Origin of the sequence: Pseudomonas sp. PDM24 (genome assembly GCF_019218905.1) — a bacterium.
In the GTDB taxonomy this organism is placed as follows: domain Bacteria; phylum Pseudomonadota; class Gammaproteobacteria; order Pseudomonadales; family Pseudomonadaceae; genus Aquipseudomonas.
On record NZ_JAHUWR010000008.1, the window covers coordinates 292,029 to 316,946 of the forward strand.

Annotated in this window: 24 protein-coding genes and 4 tRNA genes; all 28 read right to left on the bottom strand. The window is 55.0% G+C overall.

Annotated elements, in window-relative coordinates:
- Positions 1-8: 8 nt before the first annotated feature.
- Positions 9-695, bottom strand: a complete 687-nt coding sequence (gene rpsC / locus KW837_RS24730; protein WP_003176422.1) for a 30S ribosomal protein S3 — start codon at positions 693-695, stop codon at positions 9-11.
- A gap of 13 nt (positions 696-708) precedes the next feature.
- Positions 709-1,041, bottom strand: a complete 333-nt coding sequence (gene rplV, locus KW837_RS24735; protein ID WP_003103908.1) for a 50S ribosomal protein L22 — start codon at positions 1,039-1,041, stop codon at positions 709-711.
- 13 nt (positions 1,042-1,054) lie between these two features.
- On the bottom strand, positions 1,055-1,330 hold the full coding sequence (gene rpsS / locus KW837_RS24740) for a 30S ribosomal protein S19 (protein WP_002555486.1): 276 nt from the start codon (positions 1,328-1,330) through the stop codon (positions 1,055-1,057).
- A 16-nt stretch (positions 1,331-1,346) separates the two neighbouring features.
- Positions 1,347-2,171, bottom strand: a complete 825-nt coding sequence (gene rplB / locus KW837_RS24745; RefSeq protein ID WP_003176423.1) for a 50S ribosomal protein L2 — start codon at positions 2,169-2,171, stop codon at positions 1,347-1,349.
- 14 nt (positions 2,172-2,185) lie between these two features.
- Positions 2,186-2,485, bottom strand: a complete 300-nt coding sequence (gene rplW / locus KW837_RS24750; protein WP_002555488.1) for a 50S ribosomal protein L23 — start codon at positions 2,483-2,485, stop codon at positions 2,186-2,188.
- Positions 2,482-3,084, bottom strand: a complete 603-nt coding sequence (gene rplD, locus KW837_RS24755; protein ID WP_007896707.1) for a 50S ribosomal protein L4 — start codon at positions 3,082-3,084, stop codon at positions 2,482-2,484. Before rplD ends, rplW begins: the two co-directional genes overlap by 4 nt.
- A gap of 12 nt (positions 3,085-3,096) precedes the next feature.
- Positions 3,097-3,732 (bottom strand): 50S ribosomal protein L3, encoded by a 636-nt coding sequence (gene rplC / locus KW837_RS24760; RefSeq protein WP_003186059.1) that lies wholly within the window; start codon positions 3,730-3,732, stop codon positions 3,097-3,099.
- Positions 3,733-3,812: 80 nt separating this feature from the next.
- Positions 3,813-4,124, bottom strand: a complete 312-nt coding sequence (rpsJ, locus tag KW837_RS24765) for a 30S ribosomal protein S10 (RefSeq protein ID WP_003186070.1) — start codon at positions 4,122-4,124, stop codon at positions 3,813-3,815.
- Positions 4,125-4,281: 157 nt separating this feature from the next.
- The gene (tuf, locus tag KW837_RS24770) at positions 4,282-5,475 is read right to left on the bottom strand and encodes an elongation factor Tu (RefSeq protein ID WP_007896660.1); all 1,194 of its coding nucleotides are present in this window, start codon (positions 5,473-5,475) and stop codon (positions 4,282-4,284) included.
- Positions 5,476-5,506: 31 nt separating this feature from the next.
- The gene (fusA, locus tag KW837_RS24775; protein WP_007896659.1) at positions 5,507-7,612 is read right to left on the bottom strand and encodes an elongation factor G; all 2,106 of its coding nucleotides are present in this window, start codon (positions 7,610-7,612) and stop codon (positions 5,507-5,509) included.
- A gap of 30 nt (positions 7,613-7,642) precedes the next feature.
- Entirely contained in the window at positions 7,643-8,113 is a 471-nt protein-coding gene (gene rpsG, locus KW837_RS24780; protein ID WP_002555493.1) for a 30S ribosomal protein S7, read from the bottom strand.
- 118 nt (positions 8,114-8,231) lie between these two features.
- A complete protein-coding gene (rpsL, locus tag KW837_RS24785) occupies positions 8,232-8,603 on the bottom strand; it encodes a 30S ribosomal protein S12 (protein WP_002555494.1) in 372 nt (123 codons plus the stop codon).
- 216 nt (positions 8,604-8,819) lie between these two features.
- Positions 8,820-13,019: a DNA-directed RNA polymerase subunit beta' gene (rpoC, locus tag KW837_RS24790; protein WP_007896632.1), complete on the bottom strand. Its 4,200-nt coding sequence runs from the start codon at positions 13,017-13,019 to the stop codon at positions 8,820-8,822.
- 64 nt (positions 13,020-13,083) lie between these two features.
- A complete protein-coding gene (gene rpoB, locus KW837_RS24795) occupies positions 13,084-17,157 on the bottom strand; it encodes a DNA-directed RNA polymerase subunit beta (protein WP_007896631.1) in 4,074 nt (1,357 codons plus the stop codon).
- Between the two features lie 220 nt (positions 17,158-17,377).
- Positions 17,378-17,743, bottom strand: coding sequence for a 50S ribosomal protein L7/L12 (gene rplL, locus KW837_RS24800; protein ID WP_008073881.1), 366 nt, complete (start codon positions 17,741-17,743; stop codon positions 17,378-17,380).
- Between the two features lie 80 nt (positions 17,744-17,823).
- Entirely contained in the window at positions 17,824-18,324 is a 501-nt protein-coding gene (gene rplJ / locus KW837_RS24805) for a 50S ribosomal protein L10 (protein ID WP_007896629.1), read from the bottom strand.
- Between the two features lie 198 nt (positions 18,325-18,522).
- Positions 18,523-19,218, bottom strand: a complete 696-nt coding sequence (gene rplA, locus KW837_RS24810) for a 50S ribosomal protein L1 (RefSeq protein ID WP_007896626.1) — start codon at positions 19,216-19,218, stop codon at positions 18,523-18,525.
- On the bottom strand, positions 19,218-19,649 hold the full coding sequence (gene rplK, locus KW837_RS24815) for a 50S ribosomal protein L11 (protein ID WP_008008888.1): 432 nt from the start codon (positions 19,647-19,649) through the stop codon (positions 19,218-19,220). The genes rplA and rplK overlap by 1 nt, the downstream gene beginning before the upstream one ends.
- A gap of 117 nt (positions 19,650-19,766) precedes the next feature.
- Positions 19,767-20,300 carry a transcription termination/antitermination protein NusG gene (nusG, locus tag KW837_RS24820; RefSeq protein WP_007896622.1) on the bottom strand — a complete coding sequence of 178 codons (534 nt, stop codon included), beginning with the start codon at positions 20,298-20,300 and terminating at the stop codon, positions 19,767-19,769.
- Positions 20,301-20,309: 9 nt separating this feature from the next.
- The gene (gene secE, locus KW837_RS24825; protein WP_192345266.1) at positions 20,310-20,678 is read right to left on the bottom strand and encodes a preprotein translocase subunit SecE; all 369 of its coding nucleotides are present in this window, start codon (positions 20,676-20,678) and stop codon (positions 20,310-20,312) included.
- 45 nt (positions 20,679-20,723) lie between these two features.
- A tRNA-Trp gene (locus tag KW837_RS24830) sits at positions 20,724-20,799 on the bottom strand.
- 53 nt (positions 20,800-20,852) lie between these two features.
- Positions 20,853-22,046 carry an elongation factor Tu gene (gene tuf / locus KW837_RS24835; RefSeq protein ID WP_007896619.1) on the bottom strand — a complete coding sequence of 398 codons (1,194 nt, stop codon included), beginning with the start codon at positions 22,044-22,046 and terminating at the stop codon, positions 20,853-20,855.
- A gap of 84 nt (positions 22,047-22,130) precedes the next feature.
- Positions 22,131-22,206: transfer RNA gene (locus KW837_RS24840), tRNA-Thr, on the bottom strand.
- 26 nt (positions 22,207-22,232) lie between these two features.
- Positions 22,233-22,306: transfer RNA gene (locus tag KW837_RS24845), tRNA-Gly, on the bottom strand.
- Between the two features lie 24 nt (positions 22,307-22,330).
- Positions 22,331-22,415 (bottom strand) — tRNA-Tyr (locus KW837_RS24850).
- Between the two features lie 142 nt (positions 22,416-22,557).
- Positions 22,558-22,998, bottom strand: coding sequence for a hypothetical protein (locus KW837_RS24855; protein ID WP_218398905.1), 441 nt, complete (start codon positions 22,996-22,998; stop codon positions 22,558-22,560).
- A gap of 7 nt (positions 22,999-23,005) precedes the next feature.
- A complete protein-coding gene (locus tag KW837_RS24860) occupies positions 23,006-23,755 on the bottom strand; it encodes a pantothenate kinase (protein WP_218398906.1) in 750 nt (249 codons plus the stop codon).
- On the bottom strand, positions 23,745-24,704 hold the full coding sequence (gene birA / locus KW837_RS24865) for a bifunctional biotin--[acetyl-CoA-carboxylase] ligase/biotin operon repressor BirA (protein ID WP_218398907.1): 960 nt from the start codon (positions 24,702-24,704) through the stop codon (positions 23,745-23,747). Before birA ends, KW837_RS24860 begins: the two co-directional genes overlap by 11 nt.
- Between the last annotated feature and the right edge of the window lie 214 nt (positions 24,705-24,918).

The window sequence follows — 24,918 nt, forward strand, 5'->3', positions numbered from 1 at the left end:
CGTACCCCTTACTTAGCAGCTTTTTTACGAGGCGCTGGTGCTTGTGGTTTCAGTTCTTCTTGGCGACCACCAATTACTTCGCCTTTGAAGATCCAAACCTTTACACCGATCACACCGTAAGTGGTGTGAGCTTCGTAGTTGGCATAGTCGATGTCGGCACGCAGGGTGTGCAGTGGCACACGACCTTCGCGATACCATTCAGTACGTGCGATTTCAGCACCGCCGAGACGACCGCTCACTTGGATTTTGATGCCTTTGGCACCAATGCGCATGGCGTTCTGAACAGCGCGCTTCATAGCGCGACGGAACATTACGCGGCGCTCCAGCTGCTGAGCTACGCTCTGCGCAACCAGCATACCGTCGAGCTCCGGCTTACGGATCTCTTCGATATTGATGTGCACAGGCACACCCATTTGCTTGGTCAGGTCCTGACGCAGTTTCTCAACATCTTCACCTTTCTTCCCGATAACGATACCTGGACGAGCGGTGTGGATGGTGATACGTGCAGTCTGAGCCGGACGATGGATATCGATACGGCTTACGGACGCGCTTTTTAGTTTGTCTTGGAGATACTCACGCACCTTCAGATCAGCGAACAAATAGTCCGCATAAGTCCGACCGTCTGCGTACCAGACGGAGGTGTGCTCCTTGACGATTCCCAGGCGAATGCCAATGGGATGTACTTTCTGACCCATCTCTTCGACTCCGTTACTTGTCAGCAACCTTGACAGTGATATGGCAAGACCGCTTGACGATGCGATCAGCACGGCCTTTGGCACGTGGCATGATTCGCTTCAGCGAACGCCCTTCGTTGACGAAAACGGTGCTGACCTTCAAGTCATCAACGTCTGCGCCTTCGTTATGCTCGGCGTTGGCTACGGCCGACTCCAGCACTTTCTTCATGATCTCGGCGGCTTTCTTACTGCTGAAAGCCAACAGGTTGAGCGCTTCGCCCACCTTCTTCCCGCGGATCTGGTCGGCGACCAAGCGGGCTTTCTGGGCGGAGATTCGAGCGCCCGACAACTTAGCGGCTACTTCCATCGTTCCTTACCCCTTAACGCTTGGCTTTCTTGTCTGCCACGTGCCCACGATATGTGCGGGTACCGGCAAACTCGCCCAGTTTGTGGCCGACCATGTCTTCGTTCACGAGAACTGGAACATGTTGACGACCGTTATGCACTGCAATGGTCAGACCGACCATTTGTGGCAGGATCATCGAACGACGCGACCAGGTCTTAACTGGTTTGCGATCGTTCTTTTCCGCCGCCACTTCGATCTTCTTCAGTAGGTGAAGATCAATAAAAGGACCTTTTTTCAGAGAACGTGGCACTGTCGTATCCCTCTATTTACTTGCGACGACGGACGATCATTTTGTCGGTACGCTTATTACCACGAGTCTTCGCGCCCTTAGTCGGGAAGCCCCATGGCGATACCGGATGACGACCACCAGAGGTACGACCTTCACCACCACCATGTGGGTGGTCAACCGGGTTCATGGCAACACCACGAACGGTTGGGCGAACGCCACGCCAGCGTTTGGCACCAGCTTTACCCAGCGAACGCAGGCTGTGCTCGGAGTTCGAGACTTCACCCAGGGTCGCGCGGCATTCAGCCAGCACTTTACGCATCTCACCAGAACGCAGACGCAGGGTCACGTAGACACCTTCACGAGCGATCAGCTGAGCCGAAGCACCAGCGGAACGAGCGATTTGCGCGCCTTTACCTGGCTTCAATTCGATGCCGTGTACGGTGCTACCAACTGGAATGTTACGCAGTTGCAGAGCGTTGCCCGGCTTGATCGGCGCCAAAGCACCTGCGATCAGCTGGTCACCAGCACTCACGCCTTTAGGGGCGATGATGTAGCGACGCTCGCCATCTGCGTACAGCAGCAGAGCGATGTGAGCAGTACGGTTTGGATCGTATTCAATACGCTCGACAGTGGCAGAGATGCCATCTTTGTCGTTGCGACGGAAATCGACCAGACGATAATGCTGCTTATGGCCACCACCGATGTGACGAGTGGTAATACGACCATTGTTGTTACGACCACCAGTCTTCGATTTTTTCTCGAGCAGCGGTGCGTGAGGAGCGCCTTTATGCAGCTCCTGGTTGACCACCTTGACCACAAAACGGCGGCCAGGGGAAGTCGGTTTGCATTTAACGATTGCCATGATGCACCCCTTCCTTACTCAGCACTGCTGCTGAAATCGAGATCTTGGCCTGGCTGAAGGGAGATAACTGCCTTCTTCCAGTCATTACGCTTGCCCAGACCGCGAGCAGTGCGCTTGCTCTTACCCAGAACATTCAGGGTAGTAACACGCTCTACTTTCACGCTGAACAGGCTTTCGACGGCCTTCTTGATTTCCAGCTTGGTTGCGTCAGTTGCAACCTTGAAAACGAACTGGCCTTTCTTGTCAGCCAGAACCGTAGCCTTCTCGGAAACGTGCGGGCCAAGCAGAACTTTAAATACGCGTTCCTGGTTCATCCCAGCAGCTCCTCGAATTTCTTCACGGCCGACACGGTGATCAACACCTTGTCGTATGCGATCAGACTAACTGGATCGGAACCTTGCACGTCACGTACGTCAACGTGCGGCAGGTTGCGAGCAGCCAGGTACAGGTTCTGATCAACCACTTCAGACACGATCAAGACGTCAGTCAGGCCCATGCCGGTCAGTTTGTTCAGCAGATCTTTGGTCTTCGGTGCATCAACAGCGAAGTCCTGAACCACAACCAGACGATCAGTACGCACCAGCTCAGCAAGGATGGAACGCATTGCTGCGCGATACATCTTCTTGTTCAGCTTCTGGGTGTGATCCTGAGGACGAGCTGCGAAAGTGGTACCGCCGCCACGCCAGATTGGGCTACGGATAGTACCGGCACGAGCACGGCCAGTACCTTTCTGACGCCATGGGCGCTTACCGCCACCACGAACGTCGGAACGGGTCTTTTGCTGCTTGCTACCTTGACGGCCGCCGGCCATGTAGGCCACGACTGCTTGGTGAACCAGCGTCTCGTTGAATTCGCCGCCAAATGTCAGTTCGGAAACTTCGATCGCTTGAGCGTCATTTACATTTAATTGCATGTCAGCTTCCCCTTAACCGCGAGCCTTGGCTGCTGGACGTACAACCAAGTTGCCGCCAGTAGCGCCAGGAACAGCGCCCTTGACCAACAACAGATTGCGTTCAGCGTCCACGCGCACTACTTCGAGGGACTGCACGGTCACGCGCTCAGCGCCCATATGACCGGACATTTTTTTGCCCTTGAATACACGACCAGGAGTCTGGCACTGGCCGATAGAGCCTGGAACGCGGTGGGACACGGAGTTACCGTGGGTATTATCTTGCCCGCGGAAGTTCCAACGCTTGATCGTACCCTGGAAGCCTTTACCTTTGGACTGACCGGTTACATCAACCAGTTGACCAGCAGCGAAGATTTCAGCGTTGATCAGATCGCCGGCCTGGTACTCGCCTTCTTCAAGACGGAATTCCATTACGGTACGACCAGCGGCAACGTTCGCTTTAGCGAAGTGGCCAGCCTGAGCAGCTGTAACACGCGAAGCACGACGCTCGCCTACAGTGACTTGCACTGCACGATAGCCATCGGTCTCTTCAGTTTTGAACTGGGTGACGCGATTCGGCTCGATCTCAATGACCGTGACCGGAATGGAGACACCTTCTTCGGTGAAAATACGGGTCATACCGCATTTACGACCGACTACACCAATAGTCATGTTGTAAACCTCATGAGTGTACGGGGCTTTCACCCGCTATGGCCGCCCATTTCAGAGCGTTACACGACTAAGACCGAGTCTTAGCCGAGGCTGATCTGCACTTCCACACCGGCCGCAAGATCAAGCTTCATAAGTGCATCAACGGTTTTATCCGTTGGCTGGACGATGTCCAGAACGCGCTTATGAGTACGGATCTCGTACTGGTCACGCGCGTCTTTGTTGACGTGCGGGGAAACCAGAACGGTGAACCGCTCTTTACGGGTAGGCAGTGGAATTGGACCACGCACTTGAGCACCAGTACGTTTCGCGGTTTCCACGATTTCCTGGGTGGATTGGTCGATCAGGCGATGGTCAAAAGCCTTCAACCTGATACGGATTTGCTGATTTTGCATTGGATTTCAGACTCCGGCTGCTATTCCCACCGAGCGCAATACGCCCGTTAAAAGGAGGCGCAATTCTATAGACGCCCCATATAGGTGTCAACCCAATAAAAAAGCCCCCGCTAAGCGGAGGCTTTTTCAACTCATCAAAGCTAACTCAAAAAAGAGCTTACTCGATGATTTTGGCTACGACGCCAGCGCCGACGGTACGACCGCCTTCACGGATAGCGAAACGCAGACCGTCTTCCATTGCGATGGTCTTGATCAGGGTGACAACCATTTTGATGTTGTCGCCTGGCATTACCATTTCAACGCCTTCCGGCAGTTCGCAGTTACCAGTCACGTCAGTAGTACGGAAGTAGAACTGTGGACGGTAGCCTTTGAAGAACGGAGTGTGACGACCGCCTTCTTCCTTGCTCAGAACGTAGACTTCAGCTTCGAACTTGGTGTGCGGCTTAACCGAACCTGGCTTAACCAGAACCTGGCCACGCTCAACGTCGTCACGCTTGGTACCACGCAGCAGAACGCCGCAGTTCTCGCCAGCACGACCTTCGTCGAGCAGCTTACGGAACATTTCAACACCGGTGCAGGTGGTGACGGTAGTGTCACGCAGACCAACGATTTCCAGTGGATCCTGAACCTTGACAATACCGCGCTCGATACGGCCAGTTACAACAGTACCGCGACCAGAGATCGAGAATACGTCTTCGATTGGCATCAGGAACGGCTTGTCGATAACACGGACTGGATCCGGAATGTAGCTGTCCAGAGTCTCAACCAGTTTACGAACGGCAGTGGTGCCCATTTCGTTGTCGTCTTGGCCGTTCAGAGCCATCAGAGCCGAACCGATGATGATCGGAGTGTCGTCACCTGGGAAGTCGTAAGTGCTCAGCAGATCGCGCACTTCCATCTCAACCAGTTCCAGCAGCTCAGCGTCGTCAACCATGTCAGCCTTGTTCAGGAAGACAACGATGTACGGAACGCCAACCTGACGGGACAGCAGGATGTGCTCACGGGTTTGTGGCATCGGACCATCAGCGGCCGAGCAAACCAGGATAGCGCCGTCCATCTGAGCAGCACCGGTGATCATGTTCTTCACATAGTCAGCGTGACCTGGGCAGTCAACGTGAGCGTAGTGACGGATCAGCGAGTTGTATTCAACGTGCGCGGTGTTGATGGTGATACCACGAGCCTTTTCTTCCGGAGCGCTGTCGATTTTGTCGAAAGCAACAACGGCCGAACCGAAAACTTCGGAGCAGACGCGAGTCAGAGCAGCGGTCAGCGTGGTTTTACCGTGGTCGACGTGACCGATGGTGCCAACGTTGACGTGCGGGAGGGTACGGTCAAATTTTTCTTTAGCCACGACAATTAACTCCTAGCCTAAAGGGGCTGAATCAGCCTTGTTTTTTGGTAACAGTTTCGACGATATGCGACGGAGCTGTATTGTATTTTTTGAATTCCATAGAGTAGCTTGCGCGACCTTGGGACATGGAACGAACGTCGGTCGCATAACCGAACATCTCACCCAGCGGCACTTCGGCGCGAATCACTTTGCCGGAGACCGTGTCTTCCATACCCAGGATCATGCCGCGACGACGGTTAAGGTCGCCCATCACGTCACCCATATAGTCTTCAGGCGTAACAACCTCTACCGCCATGATCGGCTCAAGCAACTCACCACCGCCCTTCTGGGCCAGTTGCTTGGTTGCCATGGAAGCAGCCACTTTAAACGCCATCTCGTTGGAGTCGACGTCGTGGTAGGAACCATCAAACACGGTAGCCTTCAGGCCGATCAGCGGATAGCCGGCAACAACGCCGTTCTTCATCTGCTCTTCGATACCCTTCTGGATAGCCGGGATGTATTCCTTAGGAACCACACCACCCACTACTTCGTTCAGGAATTGCAGACCTTCCTGACCTTCGTCAGCAGGAGCAAAACGAATCCAGCAGTGACCGAACTGGCCACGACCGCCGGACTGGCGAACGAACTTGCCTTCAATCTCGCAGCTCTTTGTGATGCGCTCACGGTACGAAACTTGAGGCTTACCGATGTTGGCTTCGACGTTGAACTCACGGCGCATCCGGTCAACCAGGATGTCCAGGTGCAACTCGCCCATGCCGGAGATGATCGTTTGACCAGTCTCTTCATCAGTCTTGACGCGGAAAGATGGATCTTCCTGAGCGAGCTTGCCCAGAGCGATACCCATTTTTTCCTGGTCGTCCTTGGTCTTAGGCTCTACGGCAACCGAAATAACCGGCTCCGGGAAGTCCATGCGAACCAGGATGATTGGCTTGTCAGCGTTGCACAAAGTTTCACCAGTGGTGACGTCCTTCATGCCGATCAAGGCCGCGATGTCACCAGCGCGTACTTCCTTGATTTCTTCACGGGCGTTTGCGTGCATTTGCACCATACGACCCACACGCTCTTTCTTGCCTTTAACCGAGTTGATCACGCCGTCGCCGGAGGCCAACACGCCCGAGTAAACTCGAACAAAGGTCAAGGTACCCACGAATGGGTCGGTAGCGATCTTGAACGCCAGAGCCGAGAACGGCTCGCTGTCGTCTGCGTGACGCTCCATTTCCTTGGTCTCGTCATCCGGGTCAGTACCCTTGATGGCAGGAATGTCGGTAGGAGCAGGCAGGTAGTCGATCACGGCGTCGAGAACCAGGGGAACACCCTTGTTCTTGAAGGAAGAACCGCAAACAGCCAGAACGATCTCACCAGCGATAGTACGCTGACGCAGAGCGGCCTTGATTTCCGCGTTGGTGAGTTCTTCACCTTCGAGGTACTTGTTCATCAGCTCTTCGCTGGCTTCGGCCGCAGCCTCAACCATGTTGCCGCGCCACTCATCAGCCAGTTCCTGCAGCTCAGCAGGGATAGGCTTGCGAACTGGAACCATGCCTTTGTCAGCGTCATTCCAGTAAACAGCTTCCATGGACATCAGATCGATCTGGCCCTGGAAGTTGTCTTCGGAACCGATGGCCAACTGGATTGGCACCGGAGTGTGACCCAGACGCTGCTTGATCTGACCGATCACGCGCAGGAAGTTCGCACCAGCACGGTCCATCTTGTTTACGTAAACAAGACGTGGAACGCCGTATTTGTTGGCTTGACGCCATACGGTTTCCGACTGAGGCTCAACACCCGAGGTGCCGCAGAACACAACGACCGCGCCGTCGAGAACACGCAGGGAACGCTCAACTTCAATAGTGAAGTCAACGTGGCCCGGGGTGTCGATGACGTTGAAGCGGTATTGGTCCTTGTGCTGCTTCTCGGAACCCTGCCAGAAGGCGGTGATGGCAGCAGAAGTAATGGTAATACCACGCTCCTGCTCCTGCACCATCCAGTCTGTGGTCGCGGCGCCGTCATGCACCTCGCCCATTTTGTGACTTTTGCCAGTGTAAAAAAGGACGCGCTCGGTGGTGGTGGTTTTACCAGCATCCACGTGAGCAACGATACCAATGTTACGGTAGCGGTTAATCGGTGTAGTACGAGCCATAAAGCCCTCGCAAAATTAGTGACGCTAAAATTAGAAGCGGTAGTGCGAGAAAGCCTTGTTGGCTTCAGCCATACGGTGCACGTCTTCACGCTTCTTAACTGCAGCACCTTTGCCTTCGGCAGCGTCCAACAGTTCGCCAGCCAAACGCAGAGCCATAGACTTCTCGCCGCGCTTACGGGCGAAGTCTACCAACCAGCGCATTGCCAGAGCGTTACGACGGGACGGACGAACTTCGACCGGAACCTGGTAAGTAGCACCGCCTACACGGCGCGACTTTACTTCGACCAGCGGAGCGATGGCGTCGAGAGCTTTCTCGAAGATTTCCAGGGGATCGCTGTTCTTGCGTTCTTTAACCTTTTCCAGCGCGCCATAAACGATACGTTCGGCAACGGCTTTCTTGCCGCTTTCCATAACGTGGTTCATGAACTTGGCCAGGATTTGGCTGCCGTATTTTGGATCGTCAAGCACTTCGCGCTTGGCTGCTACGCGTCTTCTTGGCATGGATAAGCCCTCAAACGGTCTTCAGGTTCGCTCGGAATCGGTGCCCTTTCGGGACGCCTCCGACCTTACTCTTATCGACTCAGAAAAATAGAAAATCAGTTTTTACAAAAAGCCACTACTACTTAGGCTTCTTGGTACCGTACTTCGAACGACCCTGGTTACGACCTTTAACGCCGGAAGTATCCAAAGAACCGCGTACGGTGTGGTAACGAACACCTGGCAAGTCTTTTACACGACCGCCGCGGATCAGTACCACGCTGTGCTCTTGCAGGTTGTGGCCTTCACCGCCGATGTACGAGGAAACCTCGAAACCGTTGGTCAGACGCACACGGCATACTTTACGCAGTGCCGAGTTAGGTTTTTTCGGCGTGGTGGTATACACACGGGTGCATACGCCACGACGTTGCGGGCAGTTCTGCAGCGCAGGCACGTCGGATTTCTCGACGATACGCTTACGCGGCTGACGTACCAGCTGGTTGATAGTTGCCATCTACTAGCTCCACTGTTGTCTTGCGACGCTATTGTCTTGCAAGAAAAGCAAAATGGCAGGAACGAATTCCCGCCAAATTTAGGGGTACAAGAGTCTAAAGAGGATCTTGCCCCCAGTCAAGGCAAGGCCCCGACCTCCCCGCTCATCCAACCTCGACAAATTGTCTCGATTCGATGAACGGAACGGCCAGGGCCTTACGCTCATTTATCGCTGAACTCAGTTACCGCTTGAGTTCAGCGCTTCGGTCAGTGCAGCTTCCACTTCACTGGCGCTTACGCGCAACGGTTTGTCAGCATCACGGCGGCGCTTGCGCTCGCTGTGGTAAGCCAGACCGGTACCCGCCGGGATCAAACGACCCACGACTACGTTTTCTTTCAGGCCGCGCAGGTAATCGCGCTTGCCGGTTACCGCTGCTTCGGTCAGTACGCGAGTGGTTTCCTGGAAGGAAGCCGCCGAGATGAACGATTCGGTGGACAACGACGCCTTGGTGATACCCAGCAATACGCGAGTGAACTTGGAAACGAACTTCTCGTCGCCAGCCAGACGCTCGTTCTCTACCAGAACGTGAGTCAATTCCATCTGGTCGCCCTTGATGAAACTGGAATCGCCGGATTCAGCGATTTCAACTTTACGCAGCATCTGACGCAGGATGGTCTCGATGTGCTTATCGTTGATCTTCACGCCTTGCAGACGATAAACGTCCTGGATCTCGTTCACGATGTACTTGGCCAGCGCACTCACACCCAGCAGACGCAGGATGTCGTGTGGATCGCTCGGGCCGTCGGAGATAACTTCGCCGCGGTTTACCTGTTCGCCTTCGAAGACGTTCAGGTGACGCCACTTCGGAATCAGCTCTTCGTACGGATCGCTACCGTCGTTCGGGGTGATAACCAGACGGCGCTTGCCTTTGGTCTCTTTACCGAACGCGATGGTGCCGCTGACTTCAGCCAGAATCGAGGCTTCTTTCGGACGACGGGCTTCGAACAAGTCGGCAACACGCGGCAGACCACCGGTGATGTCACGGGTCTTCGAAGTCTCTTGCGGAATACGAGCGATAACATCACCGATCGCGATTTTCGCGCCGTCCGCTACGCCGACCAGGGCGTTAGCAGGCAGGAAGTACTGAGCGATTACGTCGGTACCCGGCAGCAAGAGATCCTTACCGTTGTCATCAACCATCTTCACAGCAGGACGGATATCTTTACCGGCAGCTGGACGGTCTTTGGCGTCGAGCACTTCAATGTTGGTCATACCGGTCAATTCGTCAGTCTGACGCTTGATCGTGATGCCTTCTTCCATGCCCACGTAGGTCACGGTACCCTTCATTTCGGTAACGATTGGGTGAGTGTGCGGATCCCACTTGGCCACGATTGCGCCAGCGTCGACCTTGTCACCTTCTTTAACCGAAATCACAGCACCGTACGGCAGCTTGTAACGCTCGCGCTCACGACCGAAGTCATCAGCGATCGCCAGCTCACCGGAACGGGACACAGCAACCAGGCAACCATCCACTCGCTCAACATGCTTCAGGTTATGCAGACGGACGGTACCGCCATTCTTCACCTGAACACTGTCGGCTGCGGAGGTCCGGCTTGCCGCACCACCGATGTGGAACGTACGCATCGTCAGCTGGGTACCCGGCTCACCGATGGACTGGGCAGCGATAACGCCGACCGCTTCACCGATGTTCACCTGGTGACCACGAGCCAAGTCACGGCCGTAGCACTTGGCGCAAATGCCGTAGCGGGTTTCGCAGCTGATCGGCGAACGCACAATCACTTCGTCGATGCTGTTCAGCTCAATGAACTCGACCCACTTCTCGTCTACCAGCGTGCCGGCAGGAACGATGATTTCCTCGGTACCTGGCTTGAATACGTCACGGGCGATAACACGACCCAATACGCGCTCACCCAACGGCTCAACAACGTCACCGCCTTCAATGTGCGGAGTCATTACCAGGCCATGTTCGGTGCCGCAATCGATCTCGGTCACAACCAGATCCTGCGCCACGTCTACCAGACGACGAGTCAGGTAACCGGAGTTCGCAGTTTTCAACGCGGTATCCGCCAAACCTTTACGAGCACCGTGAGTGGAGATGAAGTACTGAAGTACGCTCAAACCTTCACGGAAGTTCGCTGTAATCGGCGTTTCGATGATGGAACCGTCCGGCTTGGCCATCAGGCCACGCATACCGGCGAGCTGACGGATCTGCGCAGCAGAACCCCGTGCGCCCGAGTCGGCCATCATGTACATCGAGTTGAAAGACTCTTGGTCGACTTCGACGCCATGACGGTCGATGACTTTCTCTTTCGAGAGGTTGGCCATCATCGCCTTGGAAACTTCGTCGTTCGCCTTGGACCAAAGGTCGATCACTTTGTTGTACTTCTCGCCCTGGGTTACCAGGCCGGAGGCGTACTGACTTTCGATCTCTTTCACTTCGTCGGTGGCTGCACCGATGATGCGGGCTTTTTCATCCGGGATAACGAAGTCGTTAACACCGATGGAAACGCCGGAGATGGTCGAATAAGCAAAACCGGTGTACATCAACTGGTCAGCGAAGATCACGGTCTCTTTCAAACCAACCACGCGGTAGCACTGGTTGATCAGCTTGGAGATCGCCTTTTTCTTCATCGGCTGGTTGACGACGTCGTACGACAGGCCTGGTGGAACAACCTGGAACAACAGCGCACGGCCGACAGTGGTGTCGACGATACGGGTGTTCTTGACGCTGCCGCCATCACGATCGTTGACGGTTTCGTTGATCCGCACTTTGACTTTAGCGTGCAGTGCGGCTTCGCCGGCACGGAACACACGGTCAACTTCTTGCAGATCCGCGAACACACGACCTTCGCCCTTGGCGTTGATCGCTTCACGAGTCATGTAGTACAGACCCAATACAACGTCCTGCGACGGAACGATGATTGGCTCACCGTTGGCTGGCGACAGAATGTTGTTGGTCGACATCATCAACGCACGCGCTTCCAACTGGGCTTCCAGTGTCAGCGGTACGTGCACGGCCATTTGGTCGCCGTCGAAGTCGGCGTTGTACGCAGCACAGACCAGAGGGTGCAGCTGGATAGCCTTACCTTCGATCAGTACCGGTTCAAACGCCTGGATACCCAGACGGTGAAGGGTCGGTGCACGGTTGAGGAGAACCGGGTGTTCGCGAATCACTTCAGCGAGAACGTCCCAAACCTCTGGCAGCTCGCGCTCGACCATCTTCTTGGCCGCTTTGATGGTGGTAGCAAGACCACGCATTTCCAGCTTGCCGAAAATGAACGGTTTGAACAGCTCGAGAGCCATCTTCTTCGGCAGACCGCACTGGTGCAGACGCAGGGTCGGACCCACGGTAATTACCGAACGACCGGAGTAGTCAACACGCTTACCGAGCAAGTTCTGACGGAAACGACCCTGCTTACCCTTGATCATGTCAGCCAGGGATTTCAGAGGACGCTTGTTGGAACCGGTGATAGCGCGACCACGACGACCGTTGTCGAGCAGTGCGTCGACAGCTTCCTGCAACATACGCTTTTCGTTGCGCACGATGATGTCCGGAGCGGACAGATCGAGCAGACGCTTCAAGCGGTTGTTACGGTTGATCACTCGACGATACAGATCGTTGAGGTCGGAAGTCGCGAAGCGACCGCCATCCAGCGGGACCAGTGGACGCAGATCTGGCGGCAGAACCGGCAGAACGGTCAGCACCATCCACTCTGGCAGGTTGCCGGAACCCTGGAAGGCCTCCATCAACTTCAGACGCTTGGACAGCTTCTTGATCTTGGTTTCGGAGTTGGTTTGCGGAATTTCTTCACGCAGGCGACCAATCTCGTGCTCCAGGTCGATAGCGTGCAGCAGTTCACGGACAGCTTCGGCACCCATGCGGGCATCGAAATCGTCACCGAACTCTTCCAGCGCTTCGAAGTACTGCTCGTCGTTGAGCAGCTGACCCTTTTCAAGGGTGGTCATGCCCGGATCGATAACGACATAGCTCTCGAAGTAGAGAACACGTTCGATATCACGCAGGGTCATGTCCATCAGCAAGCCGATACGGGACGGCAGCGATTTCAGGAACCAGATGTGGGCAACTGGCGAGGCCAGTTCGATGTGCGCCATGCGCTCACGACGAACTTTTGCCAGCGCGACTTCAACGCCGCACTTCTCGCAGATCACACCACGGTGCTTCAAGCGCTTGTACTTACCGCACAGGCACTCGTAATCCTTTACCGGGCCAAAGATCTTGGCGCAGAACAGGCCGTCACGCTCAGGTTTGAACGTACGGTAGTTGATGGTTTCCGGCTTTTTAACTTCACCGAACGACCACGAACGGATCATCTCAGGCGATGCCAATCCAATACGGATGGCGTCGAACTCTTCGACTTGACCCTGGTTTTTCAGCAAATTCAGTAGGTCTTTCAAGGCCTTTCCTCCTGGCGGAGCAGAGAGCGGGCAATCCTGCCCCGCTCTCGATTCGCGTCACGTGTTATTCGGTTTCCAGATCGATATCGATGCCGAGGGAACGAATTTCTTTGATCAACACGTTGAAGGACTCGGGCATGCCCGGCTCCATACGGTGATCGCCGTCCACGATGTTTTTGTACATCTTGGTCCGACCGTTCACATCGTCCGACTTCACTGTGAGCATTTCTTGCAGAGTGTAAGCAGCACCGTATGCCTCCAGTGCCCAGACCTCCATCTCCCCGAAACGCTGACCACCGAACTGTGCCTTACCACCCAGCGGCTGCTGGGTAACCAGGCTGTACGAACCGGTAGAACGAGCGTGCATCTTGTCGTCTACCAAGTGGTTCAGCTTCAGCATGTACATGTAGCCAACAGTAACCGGGCGCTCGAACTTGTTGCCGGTACGGCCGTCGGTCAGCTGCATCTGGCCGCTTTCTGGCAGGTCTGCCAGTTTCAGCATGGCCTTGATTTCGCTTTCCTTGGCGCCGTCGAACACTGGAGTGGCCATTGGTACGCCGCCACGCAGGTTCTTCGCCAGATCCAGGATTTCCTGGTCGGAGAAGCTATCCAGATCTTCGTTACGACCGCCGATCTGGTTGTAGATCTCGTCCAGGAAGGTGCGAAGCTCAGCAACTTTACGCTGCTCTTCTACCATCCGGTTGATCTTCTCGCCCAGACCTTTGGCCGCGAGGCCCAGGTGGGTTTCAAGGATCTGACCAACGTTCATACGCGAAGGTACGCCCAACGGGTTGAGGACGACGTCGACCGGGGTGCCATTGGCATCGTGCGGCATGTCTTCAACCGGCATGATCACGGAGACCACACCCTTGTTACCGTGACGACCGGCCATCTTGTCGCCCGGCTGGATGCGACGACGGATTGCCAGGTAAACCTTGACGATTTTCAGCACGCCTGGAGCCAGGTCATCGCCCTGCTGCAGTTTGCGCTTCTTGTCTTCGAACTTGTCGTCCAGCAGACGGCGGCGATCAACGATGTAGGCCTGAGCCTTCTCGAGCTGCTCGTTCAGAGCATCTTCAGCCATGCGCAGTTTGAACCACTGACCATGCTCAAGACCGTCGAGAACTTCGTCGGTGATTTCCTGACCTTTCTTCAGACCGGCGCCGCCTTCGGCTTTGTGGCCGACCAGAGCGGAACGCAGACGTTCGAAAGTGGCGCCTTCAACGATACGGAACTCTTCGTTCAGATCCTTACGGATCTCGTCGAGTTGAGTCTTCTCGATCGACAGTGCACGAGCATCACGCTCAACGCCGTCACGGGTGAAGACCTGTACGTCGATGACAGTACCCTTGGTGCCGGTAGGCACACGCAGGGAAGTGTCTTTAACGTCGCTGGCTTTTTCACCGAAGATGGCACGCAGCAGTTTTTCTTCCGGAGTCAGTTGGGTCTCGCCTTTCGGAGTGACCTTACCAACCAGGATGTCGCCTGCGCCAACTTCAGCACCTACGTAAACGATACCGGCTTCGTCCAGTTTGTTCAGCGCAGCTTCACCCACGTTCGGGATGTCTGCAGTGATTTCCTCTGGCCCAAGCTTGGTGTCACGCGCCACACAGGTCAGTTCCTGAATGTGGATCGTGGTGAAACGGTCTTCCTGAACAACACGCTCGGACAGGCAGATGGAGTCTTCGAAGTTGAAGCCGTTCCATGCCATGAACGCGATACGCATGTTCTGACCCAGAGCCAGTTCACCCATATCGGTGGACGGACCGTCGGCCATGATGTCGCTGCGCTGAACCCGATCACCCTTGCTCACCAGCGGACGCTGGTTGATGCAGGTGTTCTGGTTGGAGCGGGTGTACTTGGTCAGGTTGTAGATGTCGACACCAGCTTCGCCGGTTTCAACTTCATCATCAGCAACACGAACCACAATACGGCTGGCGTCGACGGAGTCGATCACGCCGCCACGACGAGCCACGACGCAAACGCCGGAGTCACGGGCTACGTTACGCTCCATGCCGGTACCGACCAGCGGCTTGTCAGCGCGCAGGGTTGGTACAGCTTGACGCTGCATGTTCGAACCCATCAACGCACGGTTGGCGTCGTCGTGCTCGAGGAACGGGATCAGAGACGCTGCGACCGAAACTACCTGCTTCGGCGATACGTCCATCAAGGTGACGTCTTCCGGCGCCTTGACGGTGAACTCGTTCAAGTGACGAACAGCTACCAGCTCGTCGATCAGGACTTTCTTGTCGTTCATCGTGGCCGAAGCCTGAGCGATCACGTGATCAGCTTCTTCGATGGCGGACAGGAACACGATCTCGTCGGTGACCAGAGCGTCTTTCACCACACGGTACGGGCTCTCGAGGAAGCCGTACTGGTTGGTGCGCGCATAGGCAGCCAAGGAGTTGATCAGACCGATGTTCGGACCTTCCGGCGTTTCAATCGGGCATACACGACCGTAGTGAGTCGGGTGTACGTCACGCACTTCAAAGCCAGCACGCTCACGAGTCAAACCGCCAGGGCCGAGTGCAGAAACACGACGCTTGTGGGTGATCTCGGACAGCGGGTTGTTCTGGTCCATGAACTGGGAAAGCTGGCTGGAACCGAAGAACTCTTTCACCGCTGCAGCCACTGGCTTGGCGTTGATCAGGTCTTGCGGCATCAGGCCTTCGCTTTCAGCCATCGACAGACGCTCTTTGACCGCACGCTCAACACGTACCAGGCCAACGCGGAACTGGTTCTCGGCCATTTCGCCTACGCAGCGAACACGACGGTTACCCAGGTGGTCGATGTCATCGACGATGCCTTTACCGTTACGGATGTCGACCAGAGTCTTCAGTACCGCGACGATGTCTTCCTTGCACAACACGCCCGAACCTTCGATCTCGGTACGACCGATACGACGGTTGAACTTCATCCGGCCGACCGCAGACAGGTCATAGCGCTCAGGGCTGAAGAACAGGTTGTTGAACAGGGTCTCGGCAGCGTCTTTGGTTGGCGGCTCGCCAGGACGCATCATGCGATAGATCTCGACCAGCGCTTCCAATTGGTTGCTGGTGGAGTCGATCTTCAGAGTGTCGGAGACGAACGGACCGCAGTCGATATCGTTGGTGTACAGAGTTTCGATGCGAACAACCTGAGCCTTGGCGATTTTCGCCAGGATCTCGGTGTTCAGCTCGGTGTTGCACTCTGCCAGGATTTCGCCGGTTGCCGGATGCACGATGACCTTGGCGGTAGTGCGACCCAGGACGTAGTCCAGAGGCACTTGCAGCTCTTTGATCCCTGCTTTTTCCAGCTGGTTGATGTGGCGAGCAGTGATACGACGACCTTGCTCGACAATAACCTTGCCTTTGTCATCCAGGATATCCAGGACAGCAATTTCACCACGCAGGCGCTGAGGCACCAGTTCCAGGCTGAGGTTTTCACCTTGCACGTGGAAGACGTTGGTGGTGTAGAACGCGTCCAGCACTTCTTCAGTGGTATAGCCCAGCGCGCGCAGCAGTACCGATGCAGGCAACTTGCGACGGCGGTCGATACGCACAAACACGCAGTCTTTCGGGTCGAACTCGAAGTCCAGCCACGAACCGCGGTAAGGAATGATGCGCGCGGAGTACAGCAGTTTGCCGGAGCTGTGCGTCTTGCCACGGTCGTGGTCGAAGAACACGCCCGGGGAACGGTGCAGCTGGGAAACGATTACACGCTCGGTACCGTTGATTACGAAGGTACCGTTTTCAGTCATCAGGGGGATTTCACCCATGTAGACTTCTTGCTCTTTGATGTCCTTGATCGCTTTGTTCGACGATTCTTTGTCGAAAATGATCAGGCGCACTTTTACCCGCAAAGGTACGGCGTAAGTTACACCGCGCAATACGCATTCTTTGACATCAAATGCCGGTTCGCCCAGGCGATAACCGACGTACTCCAGCGCAGCATTGCCGGAGTAGCTGATGATCGGGAAAACGGATTTGAAGGCCGCATGCAGGCCCACGTCGCGGAACTGATCTTTAGTCGCTCCCGCTTGCAAGAATTCACGATACGAATCCAGCTGGATGGCCAGGAGGTACGGCACATCCATGACGTCCGGCAACTTGCTAAAGTCCTTGCGGATACGTTTTTTCTCAGTATATGAGTAAGCCATCAGCGTTCCCCAGCTTGGTCACCTGCTTGTTTGGCCCCTCCCGACGGGAGCAGCCAGAAAATCGTGCAAACCCCATGGTTTGCGCCACCGCATCGGGTGGTTACAGCTCGTTATCAGCACCGACCCAGTCGGCTGCCAATAACGGAAAAAGGCCGGTGGCAAGAGCCACCAGCCATCAGCCTTTCGCTTAACGCTCGGGCTGGAGGTGCAAAGTCGATGCTTACTTCAGCTCGACTTTAGCGCCTGCTTCTTCCAGAGTTGCTTTGGCTTTGTCAGCTGCGTCTTTCGAAACAGCTTCCAGAACCATGGCAGGAGCGCCGTCAACTACAGCCTTGGCTTCTTTCAGGCCCAGACCGGTCAGTTCACGTACTGCCTTGATCACGTTAACTTTCTTCTCGCCAGCTTCGGTCAGCATGACGTTGAATTCAGTTTGTTCTTCAACAACGGCAGCAACAGCAGCTGGACCAGCGGAAGCAGCGGCAGCGGAAACGCCGAACTTCTCTTCCATGGCCTTGATCAGCTCAACGATTTCCAGAACGGATTTTTCGCCGATTGCTTCGATGATTTGGTCGTTAGTCAGAGACATGACTATAAATTCCTGTATTGGGGTGACAGCCTACGCGGCCATCGAAATAAACAATAAACGCTGAAAGGAGTCGCTCAGCCTTAGGCTGCAGCAGCTTCTTTCTGGTCGCGAAGGGCCGCCAGAGTACGAGCCAATTTGCTGGTTGCGCCTTGAATCACGCTCATCAGCTGAGAAATTGCTTCGTCACGGGTCGGCAGACTTGCCAGTACGTCGATCTGATTAGCTGCGAGGAACTTGCCCTCGAACGCAGCTGCCTTGATCTCGAACTTATCCTGACCTTTTGCGAATTCTTTGAAGATACGAGCAGCAGCGCCCGGATGTTCTTTCGAAAATGCAATCAAGGTCGGGCCGGTGAACACGTCGTTGAGCACGTCATATTGAGTGCCAGCAACGGCGCGCTTGAGCAGGGTGTTACGTACAACACGTACGTAAACGCCAGCTTCACGAGCCTCTTTACGGAGTCCGGTCATAGCGCCAACTGTCACGCCGCGGGCATCAGCCACAACAGCAGACAGGGCAACATTGGCAGCCTCGTTGACTTCAGCGACGATGGCCTTCTTGTCTTCGAGTTTAATTGCCACGGGTTTAACTCCTGCTTGTTACCGTTTCATCCAACCGAAGCCGGATGTCGTTTTGGTGTCTGATTCGGTAAGGAACCGGGAGCACCATCTGCGTAGGCTTGAGGTTTAAGACTTGCGTCGCCTACGGTCTTGGATAGCCCCCGCCAGGCAGGGACCCCAATCTTTCAATTGGCGCAATCGCTTGCGCCAACCTGTGTCTTACGCGTCGAGCGAGCCTTGGTCGATGACCAGACCTGGACCCATGGTGGTGCTCAGGGTAACGCGCTTGACGTAAATACCTTTCGAGGAAGCTGGCTTGATACGCTTCAGATCAGCGATCAGGGCTTCAACGTTTTCCTTCAGCTTGACGGCATCGAAGCCGACTTTGCCAACGGAGGTGTGGATGATGCCGTTTTTGTCGGTGCGATAACGAACCTGACCAGCCTTGGCGTTTTTAACCGCGGTAGCTACGTCTGGAGTTACAGTGCCGACTTTAGGGTTAGGCATCAGGCCGCGCGGGCCCAGGATCTGACCCAACTGACCAACAACGCGCATGGCATCCGGGGATGCGATAACTACGTCATAGTTCAGGTCGCCGCCTTTCATTTCGGCAGCCAGGTCGTCCATACCTACACGGTCAGCGCCGGCAGCCAGAGCAGCCTCGGCAGCTGGACCCTGGGTGAACACAGCAACGCGAACAGTCTTGCCAGTGCCGTGTGGCAGCACGGTAGCGCTACGAACGACCTGGTCGGATTTACGCGGGTCAACACCCAGGTTCACAGCAACGTCGAACGACTCGCTGAACTTGACAGTCGACAGCTCAGCCAGCAGAGCAGCAGCGTCTACAAAGTTGTAGGACTTGCCTGCTTCGATTTTGCCGGCGATAGCCTTTTGACGCTTGGTCAACTTAGCCATTACACACCCTCCACGTTAAGGCCCATGCTACGAGCAGAACCGGCGATAGTACGCACGGCTGCTTCCATATCAGCTGCAGTCAGATCCGCGTTTTTGGTTTTCGCGATTTCTTCCAGCTGAGCACGGGTCACGGTGCCAACCTTAACGGTGTTCGGACGAGCGGAACCGCTAGTCAGACCAGCAGCCTTCTTCAGCAGAACCGAAGCAGGCGTGGATTTGGTTTCGAAAGTGAAGCTACGGTCGCTGTAGACAGTGATGATCACTGGAGTCGGCAGACCTGGCTCAATACCCTGAGTACGGGCGTTGAAAGCCTTGCAGAATTCCATGATGTTCACGCCGTGCTGACCCAGAGCAGGACCAACAGGTGGACTTGGGTTAGCCTGAGCGGCCTTCACTTGCAGCTTGATGTAAGCGGTAATCTTCTTGGCCATGAGGCACTCCAATTACGGGTTCGAACGCCTCGTAAGGCTCCCCGGTTACTTGCGCGTTTATCCCAGTGACGACAAAACCCCACAGCCTAGGGCTGCGGGGTTGGGATGCTTGCTCAGCTAGACCTTTTCGACCTGGCTGAACTCTAGCTCTACCGGAGTAGAGCGACCGAAAATGAGCACTGCCACTTGGATCCGGCTCTTCTCGTAGTTAACTTCTTCAACCGTGCCAGTAAAATCAGCAAACGGCCCGTCATTGACACGTACCGACTCACCCGGCTCGAACAACGTCTTCGGCTTCGGCTTGTCGCTACCATCAGCAACGCGACGCAGAATCGCTTCTGCCTCTTTATCAGTGATCGGCGCAGGCTTATCAGCAGTACCGCCAATGAAACCCATCACCCGAGGAGTATCCTTGACCAAGTGCCAAGTACCCTCGTTCATGTCCATCTGGACCAGCACATAACCTGGGAAGAACTTGCGCTCGCTTTTGCGTTTCTGGCCATTACGCATTTCAACCACTTCTTCAGTGGGAACCAGAATTTCGCCAAAGCCATCTTCCATGCCAGCCAGCTTTACGCGCTCTACCAACGAGCGCATGACATGCTTCTCGTAACCGGAGTAAGCATGCACAACGTACCAACGCTTAGCCACGGGACACCCTTAGCCGACAATCAAGGAAACAAGCCAGCCGAGCAGGGAATCAAGCCCCCACAACAGCAACGCCATAACCAGGACAACAGCCACAACAATCAGCGTGGTCTGCGTGGTTTCTTGGCGAGTTGGCCATACGACTTTACGAATCTCGGTGCGAGCTTCCTTAACCAGTACAAAGAAAGACTTGCCCTTGACTGTCTGCAGGCCTACAAAGGCAGCTACAACAGCAATGACAAGCAAAGCAAGTACGCGGTACAGGATCGGCGAAGCAGAGTAATACTGATTGCCAACAACGCCAACAACCACCAAAGCGACTACTACTAGCCACTTGAGCAGATCGAAGCGAGAGCCTTGAGCTTCAGCTTTAGGAGTCATCTATGAAGATCCTGTGAAAAGAAAGCCAGACACACCAAGTGAATCTGGCAGGTCAGGAGGGAATCGAACCCCCAACCTACGGTTTTGGAGACCGTCGCTCTGCCAATTGAGCTACTGACCTAAAACAAAATCAGGCCGACCATTATGCCGGCCCGAAAAAGACATTACAACAACTTACTCGATGACTTTTGCTACGACACCAGCGCCGACGGTACGACCGCCCTCACGGATAGCGAAACGCAGACCATCTTCCATTGCGATGGTTTTGATCAGGGTAACGGTCATTTGAACGTTATCACCCGGCATCACCATTTCAACACCTTCTGGCAACTCACAGTTACCAGTCACGTCAGTTGTACGGAAGTAGAACTGTGGACGGTAGCCCTTGAAGAACGGAGTGTGACGACCGCCTTCTTCCTTGCTCAGAACGTAAACCTCAGCAGTGAACTTGGTATGCGGCTTGACAGTGCCGGGCTTGACCAGAACCTGGCCACGCTCAACATCATCACGCTTGGTACCACGCAGCAAAACGCCGCAGTTCTCACCCGCACGACCTTCGTCGAGCAGCTTGCGGAACATTTCAACACCAGTGCAAGTAGTTTTGACAGTGTCACGAAGACCAACAATCTCAACTTCTTCCTGAATGCGGACAATGCCACGCTCAACACGACCAGTCACAACAGTACCGCGACCGGAGATCGAGAACACATCCTCGATCGGCATCAGGAACGGCTTATCGATAGCACGCTCAGGCTGCGGAATATAGCTATCCAGAGTCTCGACCAACTTCTTGACAGCAGTAGTGCCCATCTCGTTGTCGTCTTGCCCATTCAGCGCCATCAGCGCCGAACCAATGATGATCGGAGTGTCGTCACCTGGGAAGTCGTAAGTGCTCAGCAGATCGCGCACTTCCATCTCAACCAGTTCCAGCAGCTCAGCGTCGTCAACCATGTCAGCCTTGTTCAGGAAGACAACGATGTACGGAACGCCAACCTGACGGGACAGCAGGATGTGCTCACGGGTTTGCGGCATCGGACCATCAGCGGCCGAGCAAACCAGAATCGCACCATCCATCTGCGCAGCACCGGTAATCATGTTTTTTACGTAGTCGGCGTGACCTGGACAGTCAACATGTGCGTAGTGACGCACAGCCGAATCGTACTCAACGTGAGCAGTGTTAATGGTGATACCACGAGCTTTTTCTTCTGGGGCGCTATCGATCTTGTCGAAGTCAACCTTTGCCGAGCCGAACACTTCGGAGCAGACGCGGGTCAGAGCGGCGGTCAAGGTCGTCTTGCCATGGTCTACGTGACCAATGGTGCCAACATTGACGTGCGGCTTGTTACGTTCGAACTTTTCCTTAGCCATCGAAATCACCCCTAGCAGAAGAATTAAGCAAGTACTATCAGCCATTAAAACAAAGGCAGATATTTTCATATCTGCCTTGTTATATGGAGCTCTTGAGCGGATTTGAACCGCTGACCTCACCCTTACCAAGGGTGTGCTCTACCAACTGAGCTACAAGAGCGTAACACTTTGCAGGACCTGCAAACTTGGAGCGGGTAGCGGGAATCGAACCCGCATCATCAGCTTGGAAGGCTGAGGTTCTACCACTAAACTATACCCGCGGAGCTTGCAGCTCTCGCTAAAAATGGTGGAGGGGGAAGGATTCGAACCTTCGAAGTCGTAGACGTCAGATTTACAGTCTGATCCCTTTGGCCGCTCGGGAACCCCTCCTAAGCGAGCCGGCATTCTATATCATGCCAGCCTTCTGTCAAGCATTTTCTCATTAAAAACCTGAGGTTAGCTGTGTTGACCTCGCTTCACACTGCTGACCGCTAAAGGTCTTCACTGCGAAGCGGGCGCCATTCTATGCAAACTATTCGACGGGTGCAACCCCCTCGCACGGCATTATTTTATGTTTTAACTCATTGAATTCTTTAGAAAGGTTTTGCAACTGCGAGTCATCCAGCAAACGCCGGCTTTCCGGGGCTATGCGCACCCAGTAACCAGCATATTCGGGGAGATCCTTCGGCAAGGACTGAAACCTGATACCCATGTCACTCAATCGACGCTCGATTACCTGGGCGACGTCCTGTCGAGCAGAACCTCCCAGATAGAGACAACTGCTATCCGCCTGCGTGGATTTTCCTTTGTCTCGAGCCGTATCCGTCGCCTCGCTCAACAAACGAATATCCTGCTGCGAGCCGCGATACAAACTCAAGGGCGTTACATCCTTCGCGCGAAGCGGAGCCTCCTGTTGGTGCCAGACGTAATAGAACACATTGAGAACAAGCAACAGCAGGAACAACCAACGCATAAATACCTCAGGACAAGGGACACGCCATCGCCAAACCTACAAATACCAGGTCTGGAACCACCCTGGCCTCGGGCACAATCTCGGAGACCAGATCAGCATCCCCTCCAGTCAGGAAGACTGCGAAATCTTCTCCCCAATAGCTGCGCGCCAACTCTAGCTGAGTCAGGACAAACCCTCTCAACATTAGCAAACAACCTCGCTCGACCGCCTCGACGGTTGTACGCCCAGGAACAAGACTCCCCAAAGCGCGCTCGGCAGCAAGATCTCCATAGCGAATTCTACGGGTATGGGTACGCAGCTGGTTGCGCATCAAAGGCATCCCCGGACAGATGAATCCACCGAGATGCTCACCATCTCCTGCAATAAAGTCAGCCGTAACAGCCGTACCAAAGTCGAGCACCAGACAAGCACCCGAAGCCAGATGAAATCCTCCGAGCACTGCAAGCCAGCGATCAAGCCCCAGCCGCTCGAACTCCTCATAGCCATTTCGAACCCCGGACATCTCCCGAGCCGGTGCCGCGCACACGACGGAAACGCCAAAAGCCTCGATCAACAGAGAAATCAGTGCACTGGTTTCTTCGGCGGTTCTGACACTAACCAAACGACAATGCATGAGAGCGAGCCCCTTGAGCCCTCTCAAGCTCTCCAGCAATGCGAGATCTGTATCAACGACCCCCTCGCCAATCACCCGCCGGACATCCTCGCCGAGCACACGCCATTTGATGAAACTGTTTCCACAATCGAGCTCAAGAATCATCACGCAACCTCAGGCTGAGCTCGCCACCACTAAAGACCTTCTCCACACCATTCACCTTCAAGCGCAAGGCACCCTGACTATCGATACCCAGCACCTCCCCATCTATCTGACTCACACCGGCAATCAACGATACCGCCCGCCCCTGCCATAGATGATTTTGCTCCCACTCCGCCTGGATAGCCGAAAATCCGCCGGCCTGGTGGCGATTTAAATAGGCCTGGAGCATCAACCCTAACTCCGCAACCAGATGATTGCGATCAACTGCCTTACCCGACTCGAGGCGCATGGACGTCCATTGCTGATCAACCTCATCGGTCATCTGCATGTTCACATTTATTCCGACACCGATCACCACGTGACACACATCAGCAGGATCCCCCACCAACTCGAGCAGTATTCCAGCAATCTTTTGCTGACCCACCAGAACATCATTCGGCCACTTCAACCCCACACCCGAGACACCAAGCTCTCGCAAGGCCTGCATTACGGCAAGCCCGACAACAAGACTCAAGCCCTCCAGCTGCCGCATCCCACCATCAATACGCAGCACCAGACTGTAATAGATGTTTTCCGCGAACGGGCTGACCCATTTGCGCCCACGCCGTCCACGACCGGCCGTTTGCCGCTCAGCGAGCACCAGAAATGGCGCAGGCTGGCCACGCTCGATAGCGCGCAACGCTTCAGCGTTGGTGGAGTCAATTGAGTCGAAGACTAGAATGGGCCACTCACAAGAAGGCGCCTGCGCGCTTATTTCCGCAGGATCAAGCAGTGTCAATGGCGCAGCCAATTGATAGCCGCGACCGCGCACTTTGTGAATGGATAAACCGAGTTCAGCTTCCAGGTGCTGAAGTTGCTTCCATACAGCGCTACGACTGACGCCCAAGGCAGCACCCAGGGCTTGGCCCGAATGGAATCGACCATCCTTAAGAAGCTTTAACAACGTCAGCATGCAAGTCTCGCCTCACAATGAGGCCCGCATGATATCCATGCCCTGGGCTGTTGCATAGAAACCCTACAAGCGAGATTTTCCTGCGGACAAAACAAAACCCCTACCTGCATACGCAGATAGGGGTTTCGGAATTTAATCTTGACGATGACCTACTCTCACATGGGGAAACCCCACACTACCATCGGCGATGCATCGTTTCACTGCTGAGTTCGGG

Excerpts from the sequence above, each read along its gene's own strand:
- birA (WP_218398907.1), bottom strand. The coding sequence starts at position 24,704 with ATGCTGACGTTGTTAAAGCTTCTTAAGGATGGTCGATTCCATTCGGGC.
- rpsG (WP_002555493.1), bottom strand. The coding sequence starts at position 8,113 with ATGCCAAGAAGACGCGTAGCAGCCAAGCGCGAAGTGCTTGACGATCCA.
- fusA (WP_007896659.1), bottom strand. The coding sequence starts at position 7,612 with ATGGCTCGTACTACACCGATTAACCGCTACCGTAACATTGGTATCGTT.
- rplB (WP_003176423.1), bottom strand. The coding sequence starts at position 2,171 with ATGGCAATCGTTAAATGCAAACCGACTTCCCCTGGCCGCCGTTTTGTG.
- rplV (WP_003103908.1), bottom strand. The coding sequence starts at position 1,041 with ATGGAAGTAGCCGCTAAGTTGTCGGGCGCTCGAATCTCCGCCCAGAAA.
- rpoB (WP_007896631.1), bottom strand. The coding sequence starts at position 17,157 with ATGGCTTACTCATATACTGAGAAAAAACGTATCCGCAAGGACTTTAGC.
- rplL (WP_008073881.1), bottom strand. The coding sequence starts at position 17,743 with ATGTCTCTGACTAACGACCAAATCATCGAAGCAATCGGCGAAAAATCC.
- rplA (WP_007896626.1), bottom strand. The coding sequence starts at position 19,218 with ATGGCTAAGTTGACCAAGCGTCAAAAGGCTATCGCCGGCAAAATCGAA.
- rplW (WP_002555488.1), bottom strand. The coding sequence starts at position 2,485 with ATGAACCAGGAACGCGTATTTAAAGTTCTGCTTGGCCCGCACGTTTCC.
- rpsC (WP_003176422.1), bottom strand. The coding sequence starts at position 695 with ATGGGTCAGAAAGTACATCCCATTGGCATTCGCCTGGGAATCGTCAAG.
- rplK (WP_008008888.1), bottom strand. The coding sequence starts at position 19,649 with ATGGCCAAGAAGATTACCGCTTACATCAAGCTGCAAGTGAAGGCCGCT.
- rpsJ (WP_003186070.1), bottom strand. The coding sequence starts at position 4,124 with ATGCAAAATCAGCAAATCCGTATCAGGTTGAAGGCTTTTGACCATCGC.
- KW837_RS24855 (WP_218398905.1), bottom strand. The coding sequence starts at position 22,998 with ATGCGTTGGTTGTTCCTGCTGTTGCTTGTTCTCAATGTGTTCTATTAC.
- rplD (WP_007896707.1), bottom strand. The coding sequence starts at position 3,084 with ATGCAATTAAATGTAAATGACGCTCAAGCGATCGAAGTTTCCGAACTG.
- rpsL (WP_002555494.1), bottom strand. The coding sequence starts at position 8,603 with ATGGCAACTATCAACCAGCTGGTACGTCAGCCGCGTAAGCGTATCGTC.
- secE (WP_192345266.1), bottom strand. The coding sequence starts at position 20,678 with ATGACTCCTAAAGCTGAAGCTCAAGGCTCTCGCTTCGATCTGCTCAAG.
- tuf (WP_007896619.1), bottom strand. The coding sequence starts at position 22,046 with ATGGCTAAGGAAAAGTTCGAACGTAACAAGCCGCACGTCAATGTTGGC.
- KW837_RS24860 (WP_218398906.1), bottom strand. The coding sequence starts at position 23,755 with ATGATTCTTGAGCTCGATTGTGGAAACAGTTTCATCAAATGGCGTGTG.
- rplC (WP_003186059.1), bottom strand. The coding sequence starts at position 3,732 with ATGACTATTGGTGTAGTCGGTCGTAAATGCGGTATGACCCGTATTTTC.